Here is a 24,806-nt window from a genome sequence, read left to right on the forward strand (position 1 = left end):
CTAATCATGATGATGGCAGCTCAACGCTGCGAGCTTGTGTAGTTTTGGATTGGACTTCTGCTTTCTTAGTCATGTTATTGAACGCAATTGCGATGACAGCGCCAATAACGCCAAAGATCACAGTGACCACAAAGTAAGCGCGATAGCCGCCTTCGTTGCCGAACATGCTCCATAGGACACTGTTCATTTGAGGAATAAAAATGTCTGGTAGATAGCCAATTAGGCTGATAACACCGATTGCGGTACCAGTAAGTGCTGTTGGGATTTTTGCCTGACCAAGTAAAGACCAGTATGTGCCGCGAATAACATAGACAAACACCGCCGTTAGAAGCACTAGGCCGCCGATAACTGTAGTGCCCGCAGAGTTGGGAACCATGGCTAGCGAAAATAAACATATACAGGCTAGAATTGAGCTAGACGCAACCGTTGTAGCTTTGCCAATTTTATCTGCTAGGTAACCGCCTAAGAAGCCGCCAATTGGACGCATCCAAAGCACACCTACCATCATTGAACCTACCGTAACGGCACTCATTCCGAGGTTTGTCTGAAGGTGACCACCGTAGTAATAAGTTGACCAGAAAACCGTGTAGCCACAGAAAATAATCAGACCTTGGAGCCAGACGAACTTATTGCGGATGATTTTAGATACATCAGCCATACGGAATTTTTCGTCTTCCCCAGCTTCTACATTGCGATCTTCCGCTGGCTTTACAAACAAAGCCACCAGCACTGCAATAGCGACTAGCGCAATCACATACATGTAGATAACAGACTTCAGAGCTGTCTCTTTATCTGCCAGCGCAACACTTTCACCAAGTGTCGTCGTGAACAGAGCTAGAGCGATACTACCCAGAGCTGCCTCGACTAGACCGCGCCCTCCATCCAAGAAGCCAAAGAAACGACCTTCTTCTTCAGGTGTTGACAGCATTTTGGTGAGCTTCATATGAGCTGACCAAAAAGTAAGTACCGCGAAGATACCCCAAACAATAAAGCACCCTACTACGCCACCAAATTCAGGTGTTTGAGCAAACCAAAAACCACCTGCCGCAGTACCTAAGCAACTTACGACCAATAATGATTTAGCACTGAACTTATCGCTCAATACACCACTAGGGAAATAACCTGCGATAAATACCAAACCAAGAATGGAGTAAATATTGTTTAGGTCGGTAACACTCATTTGGAACACTTCAAGAATTGTTTCTTGATATTGCGCTTTTAAATAAACCAAGGGAAATACTGCCCCGGCGGCTAATATTACGAGCGCGAATTGGAAATATCGCGCCAAATTGGACTTATTCATATTATTACCTTTTGTTCATCGGTTATGAGCGTCAATTAGTCAGCACTAATTGACGCGTTTATTATTGGATTGGAGTTAACTTATTATTAGAATTGGTTAAATACTGTTTCGACCGCAAATGCGCCAGGATCTTTGGTTCCTGATAAGCTGTCGCTATTCAGATATGAAGAACGGCCAGCGTTAGCATTTGTCATATTAGCGGTCGCTTCTGCGCCCGCTTTTGCTGCTTTAATTGCTGCATCGAACCCTTGCTCTACCCACTGATTTAAAGCGGGGTAAAGGGCATCAATCATGGTGCGGTCGCCTGGTTTGGCTCCGCCATATTTCATCATCTGATCAAGACCCGCTTGCAAAGCTTTTGGTAATGAGCCATTAAGGTCGTAGTCACGACCAGCTGAAGTAAACAGAATAGAGAGCAACACGCCAGAAGAACCGCCCATCACAGACGTTAAGCAATCGGCAATCGCTGTCATCAATTTAGCGATGTCTTGAAGAGGTAGCTCCTTGGCCTCCAGTTTAGCCAGCACTTTGCTCGCACCAGCAGAGAAGGTGGAACCTGTATCGCCATCACCAACGATCGAGTCTAGATGATTCAACTGTGACTCAATGTTGATAATAGAATGGCAGACTTTTCTCAGCACCAACGCAGTTTCTTCATCGTAGGAAGCGGTATATTCCTTCTTAGTCACTCTGTTTTCGCAAGCCAAAGTTGGCAACTCACGATGTGCAACCATACCTGGCCAGGACTCTGTCTCTACATCAGCAATAAGTGCTGGCTCAATAGTTTCTGAAAGTTGAATCGTTGAAATCGAAAAACCTTTCATATCAACCGCAGTCATTAGCGCACCACTTACAATAAACTTGGCTTTCTGACCGACTTCAGACTCCATCAGCGCTTTCGCAACAACATTCATTTCTATCGGCGACAATCCACCTAAGTTATTAAGAAGTAGCGCATTTTCCGTCGTAGGTTTCGCTTGATTTAACTTGTTAGCCATCAAAGCAACAAGCTCATTTGCTGTCGGTAGCTCAATCGTTTCAATACCCGACTCGCCGTGAATACCCAGACCTAACTCTGCTTTACCGAGCTCAATTCTGTTTTTGCTTTCTCCTGGAAGCGAGCAGCTCGTCAGAGCGACTCCAATCGATGCCGTGTTCTCATGCGCATCCATCGCCGCTTGCTTCACCTGCTCTAACGAACCCCCACTCTCCGCAACGAATCCCGCGACTTTCTGTACGAATAGGGTTCCAGCGATGCCACGTGGCTGAGGGTTTTCTGGAATAGAGATATCATCACCAACGACAATCAGGTCAACCTTGTACCCCATCTCTTTTGCTTTCTCTACAGCAAGCCCGAAATTTAAACGGTCACCAGTATAATTCTTGATAATGACAAGGCAGCCCGAGTCTCCTGTTACATGAAGGATGGCATTAAGCACAGCGTCAACACTCGGTGCTGCAAACAAATCACCACAAACCGCAGCCGTAAGCATACCTTTGCCAACAAACCCCGCATGCGCAGGCTCATGCCCAGAACCACCACCACAGATAAGAGCAACCTTGTCTTTTTGCCAATCGCTACGAGCAACGACTTTAATATCGTTATTGAAATCTAATAAGGTCAAGTTATTGTTTTTCGCCGCGTAAAGCGAACCAGAAATAGAATCTAAAACAAATGATTGCTTTGTGTTCAAAATAAGATCTGACATTTTAATCCCTTGGTTAATTGACGGCGTTACGTATTGGTAAATTTCCAAGTGCCGTTTAGCGTTGGAGTCATAATAAATAGCCAGATTGGAAATTAAGAAGTAATAGCGTTGAGATTGGTTTTGAATTTTGATTGTTGTTTCAATTATCCACTCATTGCTATTTTCTTATTGGGGTGACTTTTAATGTCGTCACGTTTTTTTGATGTCCGCAACCCTGTCGTTTCAACTTGAAACTCAAGTAAAAAAACAGCCGTTTCATTTAGGAACAAATCAAAATCATTGCCACTATTCCTAGCTAGACATAAGATGGTCTCAGTCCCTACAAATAGAGCGTTTAGATAAAAAACATGAAACAACTAATAAATGACGTCGAACAAGTGGTGCTCGATCAAGTGGCTGGACTCACTGCCTCTCGCCCAGAAATCAAAGTTAATGAGAGTCCTCTTTATGTTTGGCATGACCTCTCACCTAACCAGGTTGCTTTAGTATCAGGCGGCGCTTCTGGACATGAACCCATGCACGTTGGGTTTGTAGGTAAAGGTATGGTAACAGGAGCATGTCCCGGCGAGATTTTCACTCGAGCGACACCTGATCAAATTTACGAATGTGCAAGTCGCGTCAGTACTGACAAAGGTGTGCTGTTTTTGATTAAGAACTACACCGGAGATGTACTTAATTTCAAACTGGCCGTAGAACTGCTGCAGGCAGATGGCATTAAAGTCGGGTCAGTTTTAATTGATGATGATATTGCAGTGCAGAATAGCTTATATACCACGGGACGCCGTGGAGGTGCTGGCACCGTTTTACTTGAAAAAATAGTTGGTGCAGCAGCCGAGCGTGGCTATTCGCTGGAACAGTGCGAAACACTAGGCCGTCGAGTGATCAATAACTGTCGAACTTTGGGGATCGCACTCAATGCTCCTATCGTGCCTGAAGCAGATAATCCATGCTTCGAACTTGCTGACAACGAAGTCGAGTTTGGAGTTGGTATTCATGGGGAACCTGGTATGAGACGCATCGAATACACCAATGCGAATGAGCTAGTCACTCAAATGTTCACAACTTTAGTACAAGACGCTCCCTATTCGCGCTTCATCAACGTCTGGGATCGTGAAGAGAGTCACTGGAACGAAACCGAGTTCACCACTGAACAATTTGAACCAGACCATGACTATATCGTTATCGTTAATGGCTTTGGCGGCACTCCAGTTTCGCAACTATACGTAGCGTATCAACAGCTTGCCAAGTGTTGCCAGCAGGAAAATTTCAACATTGTAAGAAATATGGTCGGAAGCTACTGTACTGCTCTCGATATGGAAGGTCTCTCCATTACGCTTCTGAAAGCCGACAAGGAGATGATCGAACTATTTGATGCCCCCGTAGATACACCAGCTCTTAGATGGTAACGAGCAGTAAGGATACACAACTCATGCAAATCGAAAAACAGCACATTGTTAATTGGCTTGCTTTATGTGCGGAAGCTTATAGCGAACATCAATTATTTCTCAACAACTTAGATCGTGATATTGGTGATGCTGATCATGGCAAACACCTCAATAGAGGCTTTCGAGTGGTCGCTGAAAACCTACCTTCGGTTGAGAAACAGAACATAGCTACGATATTGAAGAATACGGGAATGGCTCTAATGTCTAATGTAGGTGGTGCCAGTGGCCCATTGTATGGCACGCTGTTCGTTCGTGCTGCTGCAACCATTGGCAGCCGTGAGCAACTATCCTTTCAAGAGCTCCTCAATGGCCTAACCAAAGGCGTAGATGGGATGCTTAGCAGAGGAAAGGCCCGCCTAGGCGACAAGACATTATGCGATGTTTGGGTACCAACGATAGAGCGCGCTCAAATGCACGTGGCTAACGGGCTACCGATAGATGAGTTGCTGGATGATATGCTGTCTACCGCGGAAAGAAGTGCTGTATCGACGATAGAAATGCAGGCTAAGAAGGGACTTGCTAGCCATCTAGGACAAGCTAGTGTCGGCCACCAAGATCCCGGTGCCACATCATCACTAATGATGATTCAGGCTCTGGTTCAAGCTATAAAAGAAGGTTAACCAACCGCAAACGAGGTTGGCTAACCACTCAACCTCGTTCCATCATACTGCTGATCTCATACTTTTTCACTTTGCGCCACAAGGTGGTACGGCCAATGTTTAGCGCTCTGGCGATGTCTTGCATGCATCCTTCATATGCTTTCCAAGCTTGAATGATCGTCTGCTTTTCTACTTCTTCGAGAGTAAGAATTGGCGCAGCTACCTCTTCATAAGTAATAGAACGCACCTTAATCTCATCCGGAATGTCGCTCAGTTTTACTAGATTTGAACTTCGATTCAGCAGTATTCGCTCTATCTGATTGCGTAACTGCGAATTGTTGCCAGGCCAAGGAAAATCAAGGAGCACTGGCATGACATTTTTGTCGATATTGACCGCTATGTTATGGCGCTGCTCGTAAGTGCTGACCAACTTTAAGATCATATGCTCTAGATCGTCTTTTCGTTTTCTTAAAGGAGGTATCGTCAATTCATTTGCAGAAATATCATAGAAAAGCTGTCTCAAGAAACCGCCTTGAGACACATATTCAGCCACGTTTGATGTTGTACTGGTGATTAGCTGGAACTTTGCCGTGATAAGTCGTTGGCTATCACTACGGCTGGTCAGTCCCGTTTTTAATAGCTTCAGGAATGCTGCTTGCAATTCACTTCCAAGGTATTCGATGTTCTCTACATACAAAGTGCCGTTTTGAGCCAATTCGAATTTCGAAAGTTGTCCTTCTCCTTCATCGAATCCAAGAACATCTCTTAATTGCTGATGTGCGTTCGTCGAACGGCAATTAAACGTAATGAATGGTCCTTCTCTATAATCACTTTCGTTATGAATGGCTTTGGCAAGATCAATCTTCCCTACACCTTCTTCACCAGATATCAGTATCGGCATATCAGAGTTGATAGCGCGCTTAGCCACTCTCAGCACATGTTTCATCTTTTTGGAGACAAATGGCAAACTGCTAAATGAATATTTAGCATTATCGCCTACCTGCTGCTGAATCATATCTTTGAACTTATCTATGGGGTGGATAAAGAGTAAATTGGTCCCATCCGACATGCAGCGAAAAGTAACAATCGCTTCAATAAAGCGCCCATCGACTTCAAAAGTGGTTTTCTTACGCAGTACTGTTTCGCCTTTCTCGATTGAAGACATGATGTTTGGAGCAAAACGAATAACGTCAAATACATCTCGCTCAAGTAAGTCGTTGTTATTGATACTCAGCAGCTTCTCTGCTTGCTGGCTAGTGTAAGAAATTAAGTTATCACCATCCCAAGATAAGATTCCGTCATCAATATAATCCAATGCAGCACTATGAGCAGACTGGAGCCGATTCATGCTTTCCTGTTCATTCTGAATATGCAGTTGAAGACTCACCTCTCTAGCACATGAGGATGCAATGACCAGATTCTCCTTATTATAGTCTTGCGCATTTCTCACCAACATTATGGTTCCACAAAGCTTGCCATATGCGTCTATGATGGGTGCTGCTGCGGTGCCTATTTCGTGCAAATCTCGTTTAAAGTGCTCGCTTGCAAAGACCTCGCTTGGCATGTTTGTTTCCATAACAAAACTAACCGCATTGGTACCAATTTTATCTTCACTTAAAAAACAGCCGACCTTAATGCCGAGCGCCTCCATCTTCGCTTCAAGCTCTTCATGCCCAATCGTGAACATTACGCAGCCGTTGTCATCGGTCACTAGCAATAGCAATTTTTCTTCGCGCAATAGATCATAAGTATCTTCAACTACCGTCGCTGCACAGTTAATAATGCGCTCTGTACGTCGTTTCAAAGAAGCTAAGGTATAGCCCGAAGCAATGTGAGGACGAGACCATTTATAGGCGCTCATCTGCTTTACGCACTTCTCCCATGATAGGAAGATAGGTGATGTAGCAAACTCAGGGGAGACCCATAAATGCTTCTGGAAAAATTCCCAGCGCTTTTTGCAATTTTCAATAGACTGCATTGAATGAGATGTCATAGGAGAAAGACCGTATTGCCGACAGTATATAAGGTTAGTGTTCTGTTTTTAGGTGTCTCAATCACAGTTAAGATACCCTATTTCCTAATGCTCAGAATTTATGCAAAAGGTACTATGTCGCTAGATTCATACATTAACAATCTACGATATCAGGGACTGGTCGACCTTTGAGGATTCATGGAGCTTGATGTCGAAAAATGGTCTTTGTAGCTCTTCCACAGCCACACTAACAAAGACGCATTCATCCCAATCACAACAAATAAAGCCGGCAAACCTCCTAAATTAGACATCATTTTTATGCCATCTACGCCGGAAAATGCCGTCATTGACCAAGCAACTAAAGCAATCACACTTCCCCATAGCACCTTTAGTTGAGCCTTCGCTTTCTTAGCTCGTTCATTGTCTTCATCATTCGATTCGATACATAAAGAAGAGATTGCCTCTGTATTCGAATCCGCAGCCGTCACATAAGCTAGGAAAGAAATAAAGATAAATAGGCAGATAAACAACATCGGCAGAGGTAACTGGTCAAGCAAGCCGTAAATTACTGCTCCGGGTCCATTCTCGTTCAGCAGAGCAAAGTAAGCGCCATTGCTGCTCATATCGAGCTCTAGAATCATTCCTGAGAATATCGCCATCCACATCATTGAGAATGTTGCGGGAATAACCAGGTTCACAATCAAAAATGTGCGAACCGAATGTCCCCTGGCTATTTTGCCTAGGAATAATGCCACGACCGGAGCCCACGCTAACCAATTTGCCCAATAAAATACCGTCCAGCTCTTAGCCCAGTTATCTCCATCTTGAAGGTTTAGTGAGAAGCTTCGGCTTACAAACTCAGACAGATAATTGGCTAACGCTTGGCTGCCATTGTGAAAAATGACGTCAGTTGGTCCAAAGAAAAACGCGGTTAAAGCTATCACTACGAAGATGCAAGTATTCACAGAAGATAGGCGTGCGATTCCTTTGTGTAACCCTGAAACAGAAGAGGCAACAAAACACACCACAATGGTTGCAATAACAAAGCCCAATAGCAATGCGCTATTTTCCCAACCGGTGACCTTTTCAATACCACTAGAAAGCACTAAAGCTCCTGTTCCCAAAGAAGAAGCCATTCCAGCTACCAGAGCAAACATGGATATTGAATCAACAACGCCACCTACTTTGACCGAATATCGCTTACCTAATATTGGTTGCAGTGCCGCACTAATGGAAAATCGACTGCTTAGGTTATAGAACGCCAATGCAAACGCCAGAGCTGGAATTGCATAGATTGCAAATGGTGTAAATGACCAATGCATATACATGGTAGAAAGAGCAAAATCCGCGGCTTGCGCTGAACCTGGAAGTAGGGAAAGTGACTTCGGAGGAGCATAGAGGTGGTACAACGGCTCTGCCGTAGCCCAAAACAACATACCTGCCGCAGTGGTGGTACAAATCGTAATCGCTCCCCAACGCCATTTACTTAGTATCGGTTTTGCACCCTCGCCACCTATAGTGACACGACCTAAAGGAGAAAAGAACACCACAATACACGTCAAGACCATCACAAATGCCCCAGCTGAAAACAGCCAATCAAATGTGTTTAAAATCCAAGCGTTGATTCTGGTTGTGATTTCTAGAAAAGCCGGTAGGTCAACAAGACTAACAAGTACCGCAACGATAAGAAAAAAGAGTGGCGGCAAAAAGATCTTAAGCCTTAATATGTTGCTCATGAATCAATCCTTTATTTTAGGATCTTCGCTGCAGGCGATTAATAATAAATGCAATTGCAATTCTATAATTAATCACGCTCTCTACCCCTCATGAATAAAGGCGTGACATAACCTGGCATATCGAGCGAGAAACCCTTTAAATTAACTATTCGTTGATTTTTAAAGCAGGAAACCAATATGAATCTTGGTTTATATGTTGTGATTTATAATATTGTCTAGCTGTGCCTAAACTACGTCCAATATTACGTTCATATTATGAACCATCTACCCGCGAATAATTCTAATCGAGAGCTATCCTATTCATGAAAGCTCTATAAAAAAAGAAACTATCGACTATTTACAGCTAAAGTTTGATGGTTATGTCAATTTACCCAACAATCGGGTTACCTCTTTTGGAAACTACCAAGACGATCACTAAATTGCGCACTTCCGCCCCCATCCGTTTCAGATTGAAACACACCTCTTGTTTGATAATTCCATTTTGAAACACCCTCTAGATACGCTTACTTAAAGTAAAACCTCCGCTTTGGCAGCTTCCAAAGAATAAATAGCCCCCAAACTGTGAAAAAGGCTTCTGCAAGTAGGTAAAGTAGCATGGTATCGTTGGGTTGAGACTCGATTGCGATACCAACCGTGCGAGCTAGTGCCATAAAGCCCGCCAACAGCGTGGATGCGACCACCGACACTTTCAGTGTTTCATTTTTTATGACGAGCAGAATGAGAATGATACCGACTGCGACAGACATACCTCCGTATGTTGCGCGAACATCAATGCTGGCAGAATAAGAAAATAGAGCGCTATCGGTGACGCGTTCGAATAGAGTATTGGGAGAGAGTGTAAACAAGACACCGTAACCGAAAAAAATCAGAGCCGTAATCCAGACCATCAATTTTGCTTGTATCATAAAAGTCCCGCTAGAGAAGCTAACTATCAGAAGTGTAAGTCACAACTCTCAATAATGCGGGATTTTCGTTTTGCTCTTGGTTATTAAGAGAGCGGATTCTTAACTATGAAACTCAAGCATACCTTGTGTCAAAATGAAATCGATGATGGTATCTAGCCCCTTGCTCTCTTTAAGGTTAGTGAACACATAAGGCTTCACAGGACGCATTCTTTGCGTATCTTGTTCCATCACTTCAAGTGAAGCTCCAACATAAGGGGCAAGGTCAATCTTATTGATAACCAATAGATCTGAACGGGTAATACCGGGGCCACCTTTACGGGGAATTTTTTCACCCTCCGCCACATCAATAACGTAGATGGTAAGGTCTGCAAGCTCTGGGCTAAAGGTCGCACTCAAGTTGTCGCCACCACTTTCAACAAAGACCACATCGAGATTTTTGTGGCGCTTTGCTAACTCCTCTACCGCTGCAAGGTTCATCGACGCATCTTCACGAATTGCCGTATGGGGGCAACCACCTGTCTCTACACCAATAATTCTATCGGGTTCCAATGCTTCTGCTCGTGTCAGGATTTTGGCATCTTCTTGGGTATAAATGTCATTGGTTACTACGGCGATATGTAACTTATCGCGAATCGCCTTACAGAGTACTTCTAGTAGTGCTGTTTTGCCCGAGCCAACAGGACCGCCAATGCCAATTCGTAATGGTTGTTTGTAACTTTCCATAGTCTTTCCTATCTCCTCCGCTGTTTCGTCTAAGAACGAAACAGTCTGGTATATTGTGTTTCGTGTAGGCTGCTGGCGATGGAAACCGCAGGAGTGAAGCTGCCAATCATCCACTCTTCGGTCGCCTGTGCAATTGCTAATGTTTCAGCAAAATGGTTTGATAAATTGATAAGTGCCAACTGTCCATCGGTCTGACCTAGTGGCACCAGTTTAACGCCAGCCATCACCAAGTTTTCGGCCCAGCTCCATAGGTAGCCTTTCTTCAATTCGGCTAACTCGATATTCCAGTACACTGCAGCGACGCATAGTCCGAGAAGCTGTGTCGCTGGGTAGTCACTGAGTTCAATGTCTGGTAGTTCAACGTCCAGACGCTTGAGTAGCGTATTCAAAGCAAGGCCACGCTGCTTCTCTTCTGCCCGTAACTCTTTGGTTTCTCGACTGCTGTAGATGCGTTCCGTAAGCCGCTGTATTTGTTCGCTATCTTTTGACTCTACTGCCGCATACAAACGTTCAATGATGGGCAGTTCTAACGTAGCAACACTGTTAAACAGCATGTTGGCTAACCAGGTTTCCATTGACTCGCGATTAGTCACCCAGCACGCCTCTACAGCCCACTCTAATCCTTGCGAGTATGTAAACCCGCCAATCGGCAGTGATGGGCTTATCAGCTGAAAAAGTCGATAACTAGAGACATCACTGCTCACATTGACGGCATTTGGTGTGCCTCTGTCTGACACCGTAGCGTCGTCTTCTGCTGCGTTTGAGGTCATAAACTAAGATGCCATTAAGAACGCAGAACTCAGCCCCGCAACACCAACCGCCATCCAACGTGAAGCGACTAAATGGCCAATTTGAATTCCGACAGCCATTAACACCGTCGCACCCATCGCCATTCCCACAGAAAACTGAACAAGTGTACCTTGCGCTTCAACGCCGTGAGCGTAGCCGTGAAAGAACATCATGCCGATACACAAACCGACAGCCAGCTTCACCATTTGCTGCGATGCGCTAAATACTTGCCAGATGGCCGCACTAACGACAAACAGAGAGGCGACAATGGCCATCTCCACACCAGAGACTAGACCAAACCATTTCCCGGCGAGTAAACCAGCCATAAGAGTTATCAGTGCTCCCACAAGTAAGCCAATCTTCTGAGCTTTATTTACCGTTAAACAGCCAACCAACAAACCGAAAGCAACAAGCATAATAAGGTGGTCAACACCAGTGATGGGGTGTAGCAAACCGCTGGTGAATGCCATTGAGTCGTGACCCGGATGAGCAAAAGCAAACGCTGGGGTTAAAAACGATAGCGCTGTTGTTGTCTTGAAAACTGATTTGGCGAACTTTGATTTCATTGAATATTCCTTTTCTTGTTATTGGGCTTAATAGGTATTAATTAGTGATGATGGCGATGACCGCCACTCTTGCCGCCGTAGGCCCCACCTTCTGGCTCGAACGGAGCAAGCTCTACTGAGACAGTTGCGCCTAACCCTTCGACCATTTCATCCAGTACATGATCATGTTGGTAACGAACCCAACCAAACTCGACTTGTAGTGGGACATGTCGGTTGCCTAGGTGATAAGCGACGCGGGTTAGCAGATGTAGGTCACTACAATAGATTGAAGAGACTTTTTCCGGCGCTGCTTTAACCTCTACCACTAAGCCGCAGCGGCTTTTTAATTGCTCACCACCCCGCAGAATATGACCTCTGGGCAAAAACAATCCTGCATCACGACCGTCATCGAGAATCACTTTCAAACGGCTCTTGATTCGACTGTCTATCGGCAAGCTTAAGAAGGCATGGGGCCGAGTCGTGGGTTTTTGGGTAATTTCTACTAGCTCTATCACTGTGTTGTCCTCAATGCTTAACTATCTGTTTTTATTAAAATAAGAAGTAGCGCTGCGCCATTGGCAGTACATCCGCTGGTTCACAGACCAACAATTCGCCATCCGCTCGGACTTGATAAGTCTGGGAGTCCACTTCAATATTTGGCTGCCAATCATTCAGCTTCATGTCCGCCTTACTGATGGTGCGACACTGTTTAGCTACACCGATGACGCTACCCAATCCGAGTTCCTCAGCTATTCCAGCGTTTTGTGCCGCTTGAGATACAAACAACATCGACGTGTGCTGAGAAGCCTTTCCATAGCTACCAAACATCGAACGATAATGAACAGGTTGAGGGGTAGGAATCGAGGCGTTAGGGTCTCCCATTGGCGCCATAGCAATCATGCCACCTTTAAGAATGACACTTGGTTTTACGCCAAAGAAAGCCGGTTTCCAAAGTACCAAATCAGCCAACTTCCCTACTTCAATTGAACCAATTTCATGAGCCATACCATGGGTAATAGCAGGGTTAATGGTGTATTTGGCGATATAACGTTTCAGTCGGAAGTTATCGCTATAGCTTGAGTCTTGCGGCAAACTTCCACGTTGTACTTTCATCTTATGCGCAGTCTGCCATGTGCGAGTAACCACCTCGCCAACTCGTCCCATCGCTTGCGAATCTGAAGCGATCATAGAGAACGCCCCAAGATCGTGAAGAATGTCTTCAGCGGCGATCGTTTCGCGTCGGATACGCGACTCAGCGAAGGCAACATCTTCTGCGATCGAAGGGGAAAGATGATGGCACACCATCAACATGTCCAGATGTTCATCCACCGTATTTACGGTATAAGGCCTAGTTGGATTGGTAGAAGAAGGCAACACGTTAGACTCCCCTGCCGCCTTAATGATATCTGGTGCATGACCACCACCCGCCCCTTCAGTGTGATAGGTATGAATAACTCGGTCACCAATCGCCCTCAATGTCGATTCAACAAAGCCCGATTCATTCAATGTGTCGGTGTGAATCGCCACTTGCACGTCCATCTCATCCGCGACGGTCAAACAAGTATCAATAGAAGCAGGTGTGGTTCCCCAGTCTTCATGCAATTTTAAACCAACCGCACCTGCGGCTACCTGCTCACGTAATGCCTCTGGCTGACTGGCATTGCCTTTCCCTAGCAAACCAAAATTCATTGGGAATTGGTCGAGGGACTCCAACATACGATGCATATTCCAAGGGCCCGGAGTACAAGTTGTCGCGTTAGTACCAGTATTCGGCCCGGTACCACCACCGATCATGGTAGTAACACCAGATGCAAGCGCTTCTTCGATTTGTTGCGGACAGATAAAGTGGATATGTGAATCAATGCCCCCAGCGGTAAGGATTGCGCCTTCTCCTGCCAACACTTCGGTTCCGGGGCCAACAATAATATCGACACCGGGTTGAATATCGGGATTCCCCGCTTTACCAATCGCTGCGATACGGCCGTTTTTCACCGCCACATCGGCTTTAACGATTCCCCAATAGTCGAGGATCAGCGCGTTTGTGATAACGAGATCTGGCGTTTGACTGCTAGGCAATTGACTTTGCCCCATGCCATCACGAATGACTTTGCCACCGCCAAACTTAACTTCATCACCGTATACCGTGAGATCTTTTTCAACTTCTAACCAGAGCTCAGTATCCGCTAAACGAACTCGGTCACCCACTGTAGGACCAAACATCTCTGCATAGGCTTGCCTAGAAATACTCGCCATTATTCTTCCTTGTTGTTTTGAGTTAGGCGTCTTATAAACTGCCCATGACCTTACCTTGAAATCCGTAGACTTCGCGTTTACCCGCAAAGGCAACCAGCTCCACTGTACGTGATTGTCCGGGCTCAAAACGCGTTGCTGTACCGGCGGCAATGTTTAAACGAAATCCTCGCGTCACTTCACGATCAAAGCTGAGTGCATTGTTAACTTCGTAGAAATGGTAGTGAGAGCCTATCTGAATCGGACGGTCACCAAGGTTTTCAACGGTCACCGTTACTGTATCTCGCCCCGCATTGAGCTTAATATCGCCTTTTGCGGTTTCAATTTGTCCCGGGACAAAGCCCGAGTACTTTGCTGTCGACACTGCCATAACTCCCCCGCTAAACAATTGGTTCGTGGACAGTGACGAGCTTGGTCCCATCGGGGAACGTGGCTTCAACTTGCACATCAGGAATCATCGAAGGTACTCCTTCCATAACTTGGTCAGATGTGAGTAAAGTACGTCCGAAGTCCATTAATTCTGAGACAGTTTTTCCTTCACGTGCTCCTTCTAAAATGGCACTTGAAATAAACGCTACCGATTCAGGATAGTTAAGCTTTAGCCCTTTCTCTTTACGCTGTTTTGCCAACATCCCGGCGCAAAAAATCAGCAGTTTGTCCTTCTCTCTTGGGGTTAATTCCATTTAATAACCTTATGTCGTGAATATTGAATTTAGATCAAGTTGCCCAGATTCTTGGAGGCTGAGGACAGTCGCCAGTCCAATGCTCGCGAACCAACTGCCAGATCTTTTGGAAGCACGCCAAGATCACTTCGCTCCAGTTTCCCAATGCACGAATAACCAGTAAATTTTCCAACTGGCTCGCAGCAATCAACACTGCACCTTCGTTGTGTTCTTGTTGCATGTTATTGAGCAAGGTCTGTACCAATTGGTAAAAATCCTCATCATCAATTGAAACGTAAACCGTCCCCATCATTTGATAATTCAATAAGCCTCTACTTTTCAATAATTTATCATTACCACGAACATTCAAACCTTCAGTCAGTAGCAACTGCTTATCAAGATAAACCTCTGTTTTTCCAAGCAAATGACCTGCACTATATCCCTCATTTAGTGCAGGCCGCCCAAAACAGTGCATTTCCCAGCCCAAAAACTGTGCACCACGCTCCAAATGGATTTCGGTATCAAGACGGACGTGTGCATCAGGAAAAAAGATGTTCTCTTGCGGTAGCCACTCCAAGCGAGAGCCGCTAGCAACATGCAATGTCTGCTTTTGCTTGGCGTATTTAGATTCCGAACGATAAAATTTGGTCGCTCCTGGGGTTGTAATAAGTGATTTGGCTCCTTGAATGGCATGCACACTGATCTGTAGAGTGTCTCCACCAACGACTCCTCCGGGAGGATGGAGCAAGTAGGTATGACAAGGGTTGCCCTCTGGATACAGAGGGCGCTGAATGGCGAGTGGACCTTGTTGAGAGCGGTGTTTTAGTACCGTTTTATCGCCGCGATCAATAAAGGTTAAGTCGAGACTTGCTTTCCAACCAAATTGAGTGTGAGCGTCTATTACTTGTCCAAGCGAACCCTGAAGTGCCGTACTTGAATTGACGTCCATTTCTTTCTGATTTGTCGCTGGTGAACTCATACTGTGAGGTACTCCTTAATTAACGCATCGTCTAGGGTCGACATCTCACCCGCCGCAACTTGCCTGCCACGATCCAGAATGCAGAATTGGTCTCCTACTTTTCTGGCAAAAGGCAGTTTTTGCTCCACCAGCAATACTGTTAGGCCAAGCTTTTCATTCAACATTCTAATGATGTCACCAATCTCCTGGACGATATTGGGCTGTATGCCTTCGGTAGGTTCATCGAGAATCAACAGTTTTGGATTAACGACCAAAGCTCTACCAATAGCTAGCTGTTGCTGCTGACCGCCCGACAAATCGCCACCGCGACGATATAACATCTCTTTCAAGACTGGGAATAAATCGAAGATAAATTCAGGAATGCGTCTATCGCCTTTGTCACGAATCGGCAGACCAACTTCGAGGTTTTCTTGAACGGTCAACATGGGAAATATCTGTCGACCTTGAGGAACGTAACCAATACCCATACGAGGTCGAGATTCTGCGTCATGCTTAAGTAGCGACTCTCCGTTTAATTGAATATCTCCGCTTGAGACTTTCACAAGCCCCATAACACACTGAAGTAGCGTGGTTTTGCCCACGCCATTTCGTCCCATCAGTACGGTGCACTTACCCTTCGGAATCGACATGTCCAAATCCCACAAGGTATGACTTTCACCATAAAACTGGTTCAATGACTGGATCTGCAACATATTATTCCCCTAAATACACTTGTTTTACTTCTGGATGAGATTGCACTTGATCCATGGTTCCTTCAGCCAAGACATGTCCTTGATGGAGCACAGTTACGTGACTGGCAATAGAACGAATAAAATCCATATCATGCTCTACCACGACCACCGAGTGTTTACCCGCCAGCGAGTTCAATAGCTCCGAGGTGCGATCCATTTCTTGATGAGTCATGCCTGCTACAGGCTCATCCACCAGTAACAACTTGGGGTTTTGCATCAGCAACATGCCGATCTCTAACCATTGCTTTTGTCCATGCGATAAGTTGCCAGCCGTTAACGTGGCATGATCTTGCAAATGAATCAGCGTCAAGACTGACTCTAACTTGTCCTTTTGCTCGCCAGACAGTTTGGCAACAAACGTCCCCCAAACCCCGCGAACGCCGGACATAGCCAACTCTAAGTTCTGCCAGACGGTTAGACATTCAATAACGGTCGGTTTTTGGAACTTTCTACCAACGCCTGCATTGGCAATTTCAGACTCGTTCATTTTTAACAAGTTAATATTAGAGCCCAACCAGACTTGCCCTGTGTCTGGCTTCGTTTTGCCCGTGATGATGTCCATCATGGTGGTTTTTCCCGCACCATTGGGACCAATGATGCAACGTAACTCTCCCTCTTTGATATATAGGTTGAGATCGTTGATGGCCTTAAACCCGTCAAAGCTTTTGTTGACCCCTTCCACGTACAGAAGGACGTTATGACGAGTATCAATTAGGGGGTGATGATCCGGTTTTAAAAAAGAGAACACTTCGTCTCGACGAGTCAATTCTTGAACTGAGCTTTTCAGTTGTTGGGCTCGATGCAGCGTCGTCATACTGTGACCTCCTCAGCCTTAGTTTTCGGGTTAGATGCCTTTTTGCGGATTTGTTGAACTTTGTCGGAGAAGAAGCCAATCAAGCCTTTAGGGAAATACATCGTTGAGAGGACAAACAACCCACCCAACGCAAACAACCACACTTCTGGAAACTCGACCGTAAACCAACTCTTTGCATAGTTGATCACCAATGCCCCTACAATGGCACCGAACAAGGTAGCGCGACCGCCAAGGGCAACCCAGACAACCACTTCAATGGAGTTGAGAGGTGCAAACTCACCAGGGTTAATGATGCCCACCTGTGGGACATATAAAGCGCCCGCAACACCTGCTATGACTGCCGATAACACAAAGATCCAAAGCTTGATACCATCAACGTCATAGCCCATAAATCGGGTTCGTGACTCAGTATCACGAATCGCCATCGAAACACGCCCTAATCGGCTACTAATGATGGTTCGACAGACCACATAACTCACCACCAAAGCGATGCCAGTAATCATAAATAGCGCAATTTTGGTGGCATCCTGCTGTAAGCTAAAGCCCAAGATGTCTTTAAAGTCAGTGAGACCATTGTTGCCACCAAACCCCATCTCGTTACGGAAAAAAGCCAGCATTAATGCGTAGGTCAAAGCCTGAGTCATTATGGATAAATACACGCCCGACACACGAGAGCGGAAAGCGAGATATCCAAATACGTAAGCCAAAGCACCAGGCACCAACACTACCATCAAACAAGCAAACCAGAATTGGTCAAAGCCCTGCCAAAACCAAGGGAGAGCTTGCCAGTCTAGAAACACCATAAAGTCCGGTAAAATAGGATTACCATAGACACCCCGATCACCAATTTGACGCATCAAGTACATGCCCATGGCATAACCACCTAAAGCAAAAAAAGCCCCGTGCCCAAGACTTAAAATCCCTAGATAACCCCAGACTAAATCCACAGCGAGTGCCAACATGGCGTAACTGAGATACTTGCCCATAAGTGAAATGGTGAAGGTTTCAACATGAAGTGGGTGACCTACTGGCAACAAGGTGTTCGCCAGTGGCACGACAACAACAGCAACTAGGAGAGCCAAAATGGTAAGCTGACCACCCCTATCTCCCCTTAATGCCGATAGAACAAAAGATTTAGATTGCATAGTGTCAGTTATCCTTAACCTTCAGCCGCTCGCCCGCGCTGTGGAAATAAACCACGTGGACGTTTTTGAATGAACAAAATGATGAATACCAATACCAAGATTTTGGCCAATACCGCCCCAGCCCAAGGTTCAAGGATCTTATTGAATAGGCCAAGGCTTAATCCCGCAACGAGCGTTCCCCACAAGTTACCAACGCCACCGAACACCACCACCATAAACGAGTCTATGATGTAGGCTTGTCCCATATTCGGGCCCACATTGGTGAGCTGGGATAACGCCACTCCTGCCACTCCTGCTACTCCAGACCCTAGCCCGAACGTCAAGGCATCCACTCTCTCGGAGCGAATGCCCATTGCTCTCGCCATAGCTCTATTTTGTGATACGGCCCGAACCTGCAAACCCAGTGGGGTTTTCTTAAGCACCATCACCAAGCCGATAAACACCATGATGCAGAACAAAATGATGTAAAGACGGTTATAGGTAAGTGACAACATTGGGTTGACTTGCAGCGCACCTGACATCCAATCAGGTGTGCTCACTGAGCGATTAAGTGGAGAGAAAATGGAGCGCACAGCTTGCTGCAGGATCAAACTGATCCCGAAAGTCGCTAACAAGGTTTCTAGTGGTCGACCGTAAAGATGACGAATGACGCTTCGCTCAATGGCAATACCTACTAGTCCAGAGACAATAAACGCCATAGGGATAGAAAGAATCAGCGCTAGACCAATTTGGTTTGGCATTAACTGCTGCATGACATAGGTGGTGTACGCGCCAATCATAATCAGCTCACCATGCGCCATATTAATCACCCCCATTACACCAAAGGTGATGGCTAACCCGATCCCAGCAAGTACCAAAACCGAGCCTAAGCTGAGCCCGAAAAATACCGTCTCAACCCCTGAGTAGAATTTTTGACTCTGTTGATAGCGGTCTAATGCGCGCTCTGCTGCACTGCGCACGAGTTCGTCAGTCTCCGTTTTCAGCACTTGATTAAGCGTTGATAACACTACCGATTGTTTGTAGTCAGATAGAACATCAATGGCGGCAATCCGCTGCTCAGTGGTGTTGCCTGTTAGAGCTTCATCAATGGATAGTGCGAGACGCAACAGGCTTGCAATCTCTTGCTCCGTTTCAATACTGGCTCTTTGTTTAAGACGGGAGATAACTGCATCGTCGGTTTGCCCCACTAATGCCGTTACTGCATTTAAACGAATCGTCGCATCGGCATGATCCAATCCGAGCGAGGCAATTTCTAGACGAATTAAACTTCGTAGCTTGTTGTTTACTCGAATTTTTTTGAACTGACGAGAAGACTCGACATCGAGAGTAGTATCGCTCCATGCACTGACGACTTGAGCCGCATTGCGGATATCGCTTGATAGAAATAATTGTTGGTATTGGTCACTCGATTTGTCATTGAAATAATACAGATTGCCATGTAGCCAAGCGGTTAACACAGATTTAGCGACGTCGTTGGGTTCGTGGTCCACGAGCCAAGACATCGCCGCTTGTTTTTGAGGGGTGCTTTTTCCTATGAGCACTTTTGAGAAAGACTCTCGGTCACTTACGTTTGCCAACGCGACATTCGTACTCAAAATTAAGAACACGACCACTTTCAATAATTGAGTTATGTTTTTCATGAAATGCGTCCTTTGCGTTGCCCTCTCTTGAAATACATTGAGGACAAGATCTAAAAGGTGCTTTCACGAGAAACCGTGAAAGCACCATACTGTCTAGCAACTAGTTTGCGCTTCCTGAGCACTTACCAGTTTCGACGTTGAACGCACCACAAGAAAATGGTTTAGACCAACTAGAATAGAGCTTTGCAGATTCTGGCAAGAAGTTTGACCATGCATCACCAGCCACTAAGCCCGTAGTTTCCCAAACGATATCAAACTGCCCGTCGTCTTGAATCTCACCGATCAAAACAGGTTTGGTAATGTGGTGATTAGGTAGCATAGTCGAGTAGCCCCCAGACAGATTCGGCACCGAAACACCAATTAGCGCATCTTGAACTTGTTCTGCATCCGTCGTACCCGCATTGGTTACCGCTTGAGTCCACATATTGAAACCAATGTAGTGTGCTTCCATTGGATCATTCGTCACTCGTTTGTCACTCGCGATAAACTTCTGCCAAGTTTCTACAAATTCTTCATTTGCCTGCGTGTCGACACTCATAAAGTAGTTCCAGGCTGCCAGATGCCCGACTAACGCCGACGTATCCATCCCAGATAGCTCTTCTTCACCCACTGAGAATGCGACTACGGGAATATCCTCCGAAGAGACACCTTGCGCGCCTAACTCTTTATAAAAGGGGACATTCGCATCGCCATTAATCGTAGAAACCACCGCCGTTTTTTTACCCTCAGAGCCAAACTTCTTAATGTCTGAAACAATCGACTGCCAATCAGAATGACCAAATGGCGTGTAACTGATCATGATGTCTTTCTCACTGACACCTTTGTCTTTTAAGTAAGCTTCTAAGATCTTATTCGTCGTGCGTGGATAAACATAGTCCGTCCCTGCCAGCACCCAACGCTCGACGTCCAGTTCGGTCATCAGGTAGTCAACGGCAGGAACGGCTTGCTGGTTTGGCGCGGCACCAGTGTAGAACACATTCTTCGAAGACTCTTCACCTTCGTACTGCACTGGATAAAATAAGATGCTGTTTAACTCTTCAAAAACGGGCAACATCGACTTACGAGAGACCGATGTCCACCCACCAAACACCACATCCACTTTTTCTTTTTCCACTAATTCGCGAGCTTTCTCCGCAAACAATGGCCAGTTGGAAGCAGGATCGACAACCACAGCTTCTAGCTGCTTCCCGAGTAAACCGCCCTTTTTATTTTGCTCTTCCACCAGCATTAAGATGGTATCTTTTAGTGTGGTTTCACTGATGGCCATGGTGCCAGATAAGGAGTGCAATACTCCGACTTTAATCGTTTCTTCCTCAGCCACTGCTATACCCGATACAAGCGCCATTGAAGCACTCACTGCAGCAAGTTTAAGTTTGAACGTCATGTTCATGTTGGATATCTCCTTATTATGAATAGTTATGTTTAACTTTCATATTTCAAGAAGAATGCCAGATATGATAAGAATAATTACACAACCTCAACCAACTGAATATTAAAGCTTTTATCTCAACCAACTCCAGATTGAAGCTTAATACTCATTCTAGTGCGCTGCATATTGGTGCAATCATAGGTAGAATTTCACCAAGTTAGCGATATCTCTCGCAATATTTATCACCTGTCTTTGTTCTTTAGCCTCAAGCTAGAAAAAGCCTCCTTGGTTAACGCTTCCATATAAGAAAAATTGCGACTAACTCGACATCTCATCTAAGGTAACTGATTGCATACCATGTTGATTCTTATTAATTTAATAAGACAGACAGCAGGGAGAAAGCGATGCAACAACAAACCTTTAGCGAATTTATCAAACGTGTTTTGGTGCTCGGCGTGCCTATCGCTTTGCAAAGCTTACTGATGAGCAGCTTGGGGTTTGTTGATAGTTTAATGATCAGTCAATTAGGTACTCAGGAAGTCGCTGCTGCAGGTATTGGTGCGAGGATATTTTGGGTTTCTATCGTTTTTATCTGGGGATTAAGCTCCGGAATGGGGATTTTACTTGCTCAATATTGGGGCGCACAAGATGAGCATGGCCTAAAGAACAGCCTTGCATTAGGCACTATTGTGACCCAAATATTTGCCTTTCTTTGCTTCTCTATCTGCTTTTTTACGCCGCAGTTACTGCCTCAACTGTTTAATCCAAGTCGCGAAGTACTTACACTCTCTAGCCAATATATACAGCTACTGGGCATCGCAACCCTGCTATCAGGATTAGCCATTGCCGCGGATACGGCACTGCGCTCCATTGGACAAACGCACATCAATCTTTATTTGTCCATCATGGAGATTGGCCTGAACGTTACGTTGAACTACGTACTCATCTTCGGCCACTTTGGTGCCCCAGAACTTGGTTTACTTGGCGCAGGCATTGGCAGTGTGATCGCGCGTAGTATTCGTCTTATTGCCGTCATTACGATTATCTATTATCGATACCCAGTACTTGCCATTCGCCTTGAGCATATATCCAATGCCTTTAAACCGGTGCTGGTTGGTAAGTTTTTCGCGATTACCTACCCTATTGTTGTCGGAACCTTTATTTGGTGCGCGGGGATCTTTACCTTCCACTTGATTCTTGGCCGTATGGGCGAAACTGAACTGGCGACTATAGCTGTGATTACGCCGTTAGAGTCTATTGGACTTTCTGTGGCTCATGGTTTGTCTAGCGCTGTGGGTATTATGATTGGCAACAGTTTGGGTGCGAATCAGTTTGGACTCAGCACCATTTACGCACGCTGGGCATTCAAATCCGCCATTCTTCTGGGCGCTGTACTCGGCGCACTATTACTGATAATGCAAACTGCCATATTGCAACTCTATGGAGCGCTATCGTTAGACGTTATCGACTTGATGACACTAAGCTTCCCAGTTGTCGCGTTGAGTATCTTGATGCGCAGCATCAACATCACCTTGATTGTAGGGATTTTGCGTAGCGGCGGAGACAACAAATTCTGTATGAATATGGACTTTGTTTGCCAGTGGGTATGGGCAGTTCCACTCAGCGCTTTGGGTGCGATGTTCTTTGACTGGTCGTTTCCGGTAGTGTTGTTAATGATGACATCAGAAGAGATCGTCAAAGCTTTCCCCGCTACTTGGCGTGTTTTCAGCCATCGATGGGTCAACAATCTGACTGATAGCGAAGCACGACCCACCGCTTAACATGAGCTTTCAGGCAACTAACCAATTTCAAAAGAAGTCACACCAAAGGTTCTACCAAGTGCAATATCAGGACTGCCCTTGGTATACATGCGCGCCGTCTCAAAACAGGCGGTCATTTGATGATTTGATGCCAACTCTAGCGCTGCTTTATTGGTTTCAGGGACATCTAGAAAAACCGGCTGATCTGGATTAACACTCGAAGTAAGTCCAGTATAGAGCATGTTTGCAATACTCATTGAGTCAGCAAATAACGGTCCTATTTTATACCCGTCTTTGCAAGGCCGAATAACCCCAATACCTTTAATATCAGAAGGTGTACCAGCATACAAAGCCACACTGTTTGGTTGAAACAGCCATGATTGATAGAACGCCTCTCGATGTGACGGGAAAAATGGGAGCAAGTACTGTTGAGCTAAATCCAAACTTACACTATGCAAAGGCTTGATAGTCTCTTGATTATATGGCGATGATGCGGTCAGGCTTTGATAGCGAATATTACGGTGTGACAAGACAAATCCAGAGCGCTTGTAGTTGTCCTGTTGGTCTACGACGCCATCCAAAGCAACATTGCAACCCTCTAAATAAGCCATACCTTTACGCCAAATTTGTATTCCATACCCTTTCCCCCGATGCTCTGGTTTGACGATATAAAACCCCAAGAACCCAAAGCTATGATCATATTTGATTACAGAAATACATGCTATCGGCTCACCGTCTAAACTCCCTATCAAAAAGCCGGACGGATCAGCAAGGAAATACTGATGCGCATCATTGAGCCCTGGGTTCCAACCCTCTTTCGCCGCCCAATCCACCGCTAACTGCACCTCTTCCAAATTCATTTGTCTAATATGAAATCCCTTCATATTGGCACCTTTCATTGCGTCTACTGTTATAAGTAACTTAGTGGGCAATACAAACTTCTACAACAAGCTCATTGGAAGCGACTAAAGGTCGTGCTAGATTTTGTGAGTCATTACCAAAAAGAACGAAAGACATGAATACATTTCCTAACTGGCTTCAAGGTGAAGTCATCAAAGACAAGGTTACTAACCCTAATATTCAGGTTGGCGACTACTCCTATTACTCTGGCTTTTACCACGGCAAGAGCTTCGAAGATATCGCAGTTCGCTACCTACTGGGCGATAAACCCACGAGAGAATTTTGGGAAAGCGGTGCTTATACCGATATCGATAAACTGATCATCGGTAAGTTTTGCTCTTTTGCTTCAGGGGCAACGTTTATGCTCGCGGGCAACCAAGGGCATCGACTTGATTGGATTTCTACCTTCCCATTCTCACAAGAAACCTTCGGTACTGATGTCAAAGATGGCTTTCAGAAAGCGGGCGATACCGTCATTGGCAACGATGTGTGGATTGGCAGTGAAGCGATGATTATGCCTGGTGTCAAAATCGGCGATGGCGCTGTCATTGGCGCTCGTTCGGTTATCACCAAAGACGTAGAGCCCTATGCCATTGTGGTTGGACATAATACGGTGATCAAAAAACGTTTCAGCGAAGATCAGATCAATAAATTGCTTGAGATGCAATGGTGGAACTGGCCTCTAGATACACTAAAGCAAGTTATGTCCGTAATGTGTAGCCCTGATATTGATGCGTTGTATCAATACTACCAATCACATCCAGACTTAACGCATTCATGATAACTATTTAAGTAAGTTAACTTATTGTCGCTTCATGTAAAACCTACCA

23 protein-coding genes are annotated in these 24,806 nt (G+C 45.4%); 4 read left to right on the top strand and 19 right to left on the bottom strand.

Features of this window, described 5'->3' with window-relative positions; genetic code table 11:
• Positions 1–4: 4 nt before the first annotated feature.
• Positions 5–1,303, bottom strand: a complete 1,299-nt coding sequence (locus tag OH456_RS09670) for an MFS transporter (protein ID WP_270033357.1) — start codon at positions 1,301–1,303, stop codon at positions 5–7.
• 86 nt (positions 1,304–1,389) lie between these two features.
• Positions 1,390–3,012, bottom strand: a complete 1,623-nt coding sequence (locus tag OH456_RS09675; protein ID WP_270033358.1) for a dihydroxyacetone kinase subunit DhaK — start codon at positions 3,010–3,012, stop codon at positions 1,390–1,392.
• A gap of 347 nt (positions 3,013–3,359) precedes the next feature.
• Here OH456_RS09675 and dhaK point away from each other — a divergent pair, with 347 nt between their 5' ends.
• Both dhaK and dhaL read left to right on the top strand, forming a co-directional pair.
• Positions 3,360–4,418 carry a dihydroxyacetone kinase subunit DhaK gene (gene dhaK, locus OH456_RS09680; protein ID WP_088878825.1) on the top strand — a complete coding sequence of 353 codons (1,059 nt, stop codon included), beginning with the start codon at positions 3,360–3,362 and terminating at the stop codon, positions 4,416–4,418.
• A 23-nt stretch (positions 4,419–4,441) separates the two neighbouring features.
• Positions 4,442–5,077 carry a dihydroxyacetone kinase subunit DhaL gene (gene dhaL / locus OH456_RS09685; protein WP_270033359.1) on the top strand — a complete coding sequence of 212 codons (636 nt, stop codon included), beginning with the start codon at positions 4,442–4,444 and terminating at the stop codon, positions 5,075–5,077.
• 28 nt (positions 5,078–5,105) lie between these two features.
• On the opposite strand, the gene dhaR is transcribed toward dhaL, so the two are convergent.
• The 16 genes from dhaR to urtA all read right to left on the bottom strand — a co-directional run bounded on the left by dhaR (position 5,106) and on the right by urtA (position 21,337).
• The gene (dhaR, locus tag OH456_RS09690) at positions 5,106–7,034 is read right to left on the bottom strand and encodes a dihydroxyacetone kinase operon transcriptional regulator DhaR (RefSeq protein WP_270033529.1); all 1,929 of its coding nucleotides are present in this window, start codon (positions 7,032–7,034) and stop codon (positions 5,106–5,108) included.
• A 164-nt stretch (positions 7,035–7,198) separates the two neighbouring features.
• Positions 7,199–8,764 (bottom strand): BCCT family transporter, encoded by a 1,566-nt coding sequence (locus OH456_RS09695; RefSeq protein WP_088878828.1) that lies wholly within the window; start codon positions 8,762–8,764, stop codon positions 7,199–7,201.
• A gap of 503 nt (positions 8,765–9,267) precedes the next feature.
• Complete coding sequence (locus OH456_RS09700) at positions 9,268–9,669, bottom strand: DUF4345 domain-containing protein (protein WP_038227197.1); 402 nt, start codon at positions 9,667–9,669, stop codon at positions 9,268–9,270.
• A gap of 99 nt (positions 9,670–9,768) precedes the next feature.
• Complete coding sequence (gene ureG, locus OH456_RS09705) at positions 9,769–10,392, bottom strand: urease accessory protein UreG (RefSeq protein ID WP_063604960.1); 624 nt, start codon at positions 10,390–10,392, stop codon at positions 9,769–9,771.
• 29 nt (positions 10,393–10,421) lie between these two features.
• Complete coding sequence (locus tag OH456_RS09710) at positions 10,422–11,162, bottom strand: urease accessory protein UreF (RefSeq protein WP_270033360.1); 741 nt, start codon at positions 11,160–11,162, stop codon at positions 10,422–10,424.
• 3 nt (positions 11,163–11,165) lie between these two features.
• Entirely contained in the window at positions 11,166–11,747 is a 582-nt protein-coding gene (locus OH456_RS09715; RefSeq protein ID WP_270033361.1) for a HupE/UreJ family protein, read from the bottom strand.
• Positions 11,748–11,788: 41 nt separating this feature from the next.
• Entirely contained in the window at positions 11,789–12,241 is a 453-nt protein-coding gene (gene ureE, locus OH456_RS09720; protein ID WP_270033362.1) for an urease accessory protein UreE, read from the bottom strand.
• A 34-nt stretch (positions 12,242–12,275) separates the two neighbouring features.
• Positions 12,276–13,979 carry an urease subunit alpha gene (gene ureC / locus OH456_RS09725; protein WP_270033363.1) on the bottom strand — a complete coding sequence of 568 codons (1,704 nt, stop codon included), beginning with the start codon at positions 13,977–13,979 and terminating at the stop codon, positions 12,276–12,278.
• Positions 13,980–14,010: 31 nt separating this feature from the next.
• Positions 14,011–14,346 (bottom strand): urease subunit beta, encoded by a 336-nt coding sequence (locus OH456_RS09730; protein ID WP_270033364.1) that lies wholly within the window; start codon positions 14,344–14,346, stop codon positions 14,011–14,013.
• A 10-nt stretch (positions 14,347–14,356) separates the two neighbouring features.
• On the bottom strand, positions 14,357–14,659 hold the full coding sequence (gene ureA, locus OH456_RS09735; RefSeq protein WP_006074658.1) for an urease subunit gamma: 303 nt from the start codon (positions 14,657–14,659) through the stop codon (positions 14,357–14,359).
• Positions 14,660–14,693: 34 nt separating this feature from the next.
• Entirely contained in the window at positions 14,694–15,617 is a 924-nt protein-coding gene (locus OH456_RS09740) for an urease accessory protein UreD (protein ID WP_240205595.1), read from the bottom strand.
• Complete coding sequence (gene urtE / locus OH456_RS09745; protein ID WP_270033365.1) at positions 15,614–16,309, bottom strand: urea ABC transporter ATP-binding subunit UrtE; 696 nt, start codon at positions 16,307–16,309, stop codon at positions 15,614–15,616. Before urtE ends, OH456_RS09740 begins: the two co-directional genes overlap by 4 nt.
• A gap of 1 nt (position 16,310) precedes the next feature.
• Positions 16,311–17,162, bottom strand: coding sequence for an urea ABC transporter ATP-binding protein UrtD (gene urtD, locus OH456_RS09750; RefSeq protein ID WP_270033366.1), 852 nt, complete (start codon positions 17,160–17,162; stop codon positions 16,311–16,313).
• Positions 17,159–18,307, bottom strand: a complete 1,149-nt coding sequence (gene urtC / locus OH456_RS09755) for an urea ABC transporter permease subunit UrtC (RefSeq protein WP_239941517.1) — start codon at positions 18,305–18,307, stop codon at positions 17,159–17,161. Before urtC ends, urtD begins: the two co-directional genes overlap by 4 nt.
• A gap of 14 nt (positions 18,308–18,321) precedes the next feature.
• A complete protein-coding gene (urtB, locus tag OH456_RS09760; protein ID WP_270033367.1) occupies positions 18,322–19,947 on the bottom strand; it encodes an urea ABC transporter permease subunit UrtB in 1,626 nt (541 codons plus the stop codon).
• A 100-nt stretch (positions 19,948–20,047) separates the two neighbouring features.
• On the bottom strand, positions 20,048–21,337 hold the full coding sequence (gene urtA, locus OH456_RS09765) for an urea ABC transporter substrate-binding protein (protein ID WP_088878837.1): 1,290 nt from the start codon (positions 21,335–21,337) through the stop codon (positions 20,048–20,050).
• A gap of 383 nt (positions 21,338–21,720) precedes the next feature.
• Between urtA and OH456_RS09770 the strand changes: the two genes are divergently transcribed.
• A complete protein-coding gene (locus OH456_RS09770; protein ID WP_270033368.1) occupies positions 21,721–23,097 on the top strand; it encodes an MATE family efflux transporter in 1,377 nt (458 codons plus the stop codon).
• 17 nt (positions 23,098–23,114) lie between these two features.
• Here OH456_RS09770 and OH456_RS09775 read toward each other — a convergent pair whose 3' ends face one another.
• Positions 23,115–23,960 carry a GNAT family N-acetyltransferase gene (locus OH456_RS09775; protein WP_270033369.1) on the bottom strand — a complete coding sequence of 282 codons (846 nt, stop codon included), beginning with the start codon at positions 23,958–23,960 and terminating at the stop codon, positions 23,115–23,117.
• Between the two features lie 131 nt (positions 23,961–24,091).
• Between OH456_RS09775 and OH456_RS09780 the strand changes: the two genes are divergently transcribed.
• Positions 24,092–24,757, top strand: coding sequence for a CatB-related O-acetyltransferase (locus OH456_RS09780; RefSeq protein WP_270033370.1), 666 nt, complete (start codon positions 24,092–24,094; stop codon positions 24,755–24,757).
• Positions 24,758–24,806: the final 49 nt, after the last annotated feature.

This window comes from Vibrio sp. La 4.2.2 (assembly GCF_027586995.1).
Lineage (GTDB): Bacteria > Pseudomonadota > Gammaproteobacteria > Enterobacterales > Vibrionaceae > Vibrio > Vibrio mediterranei.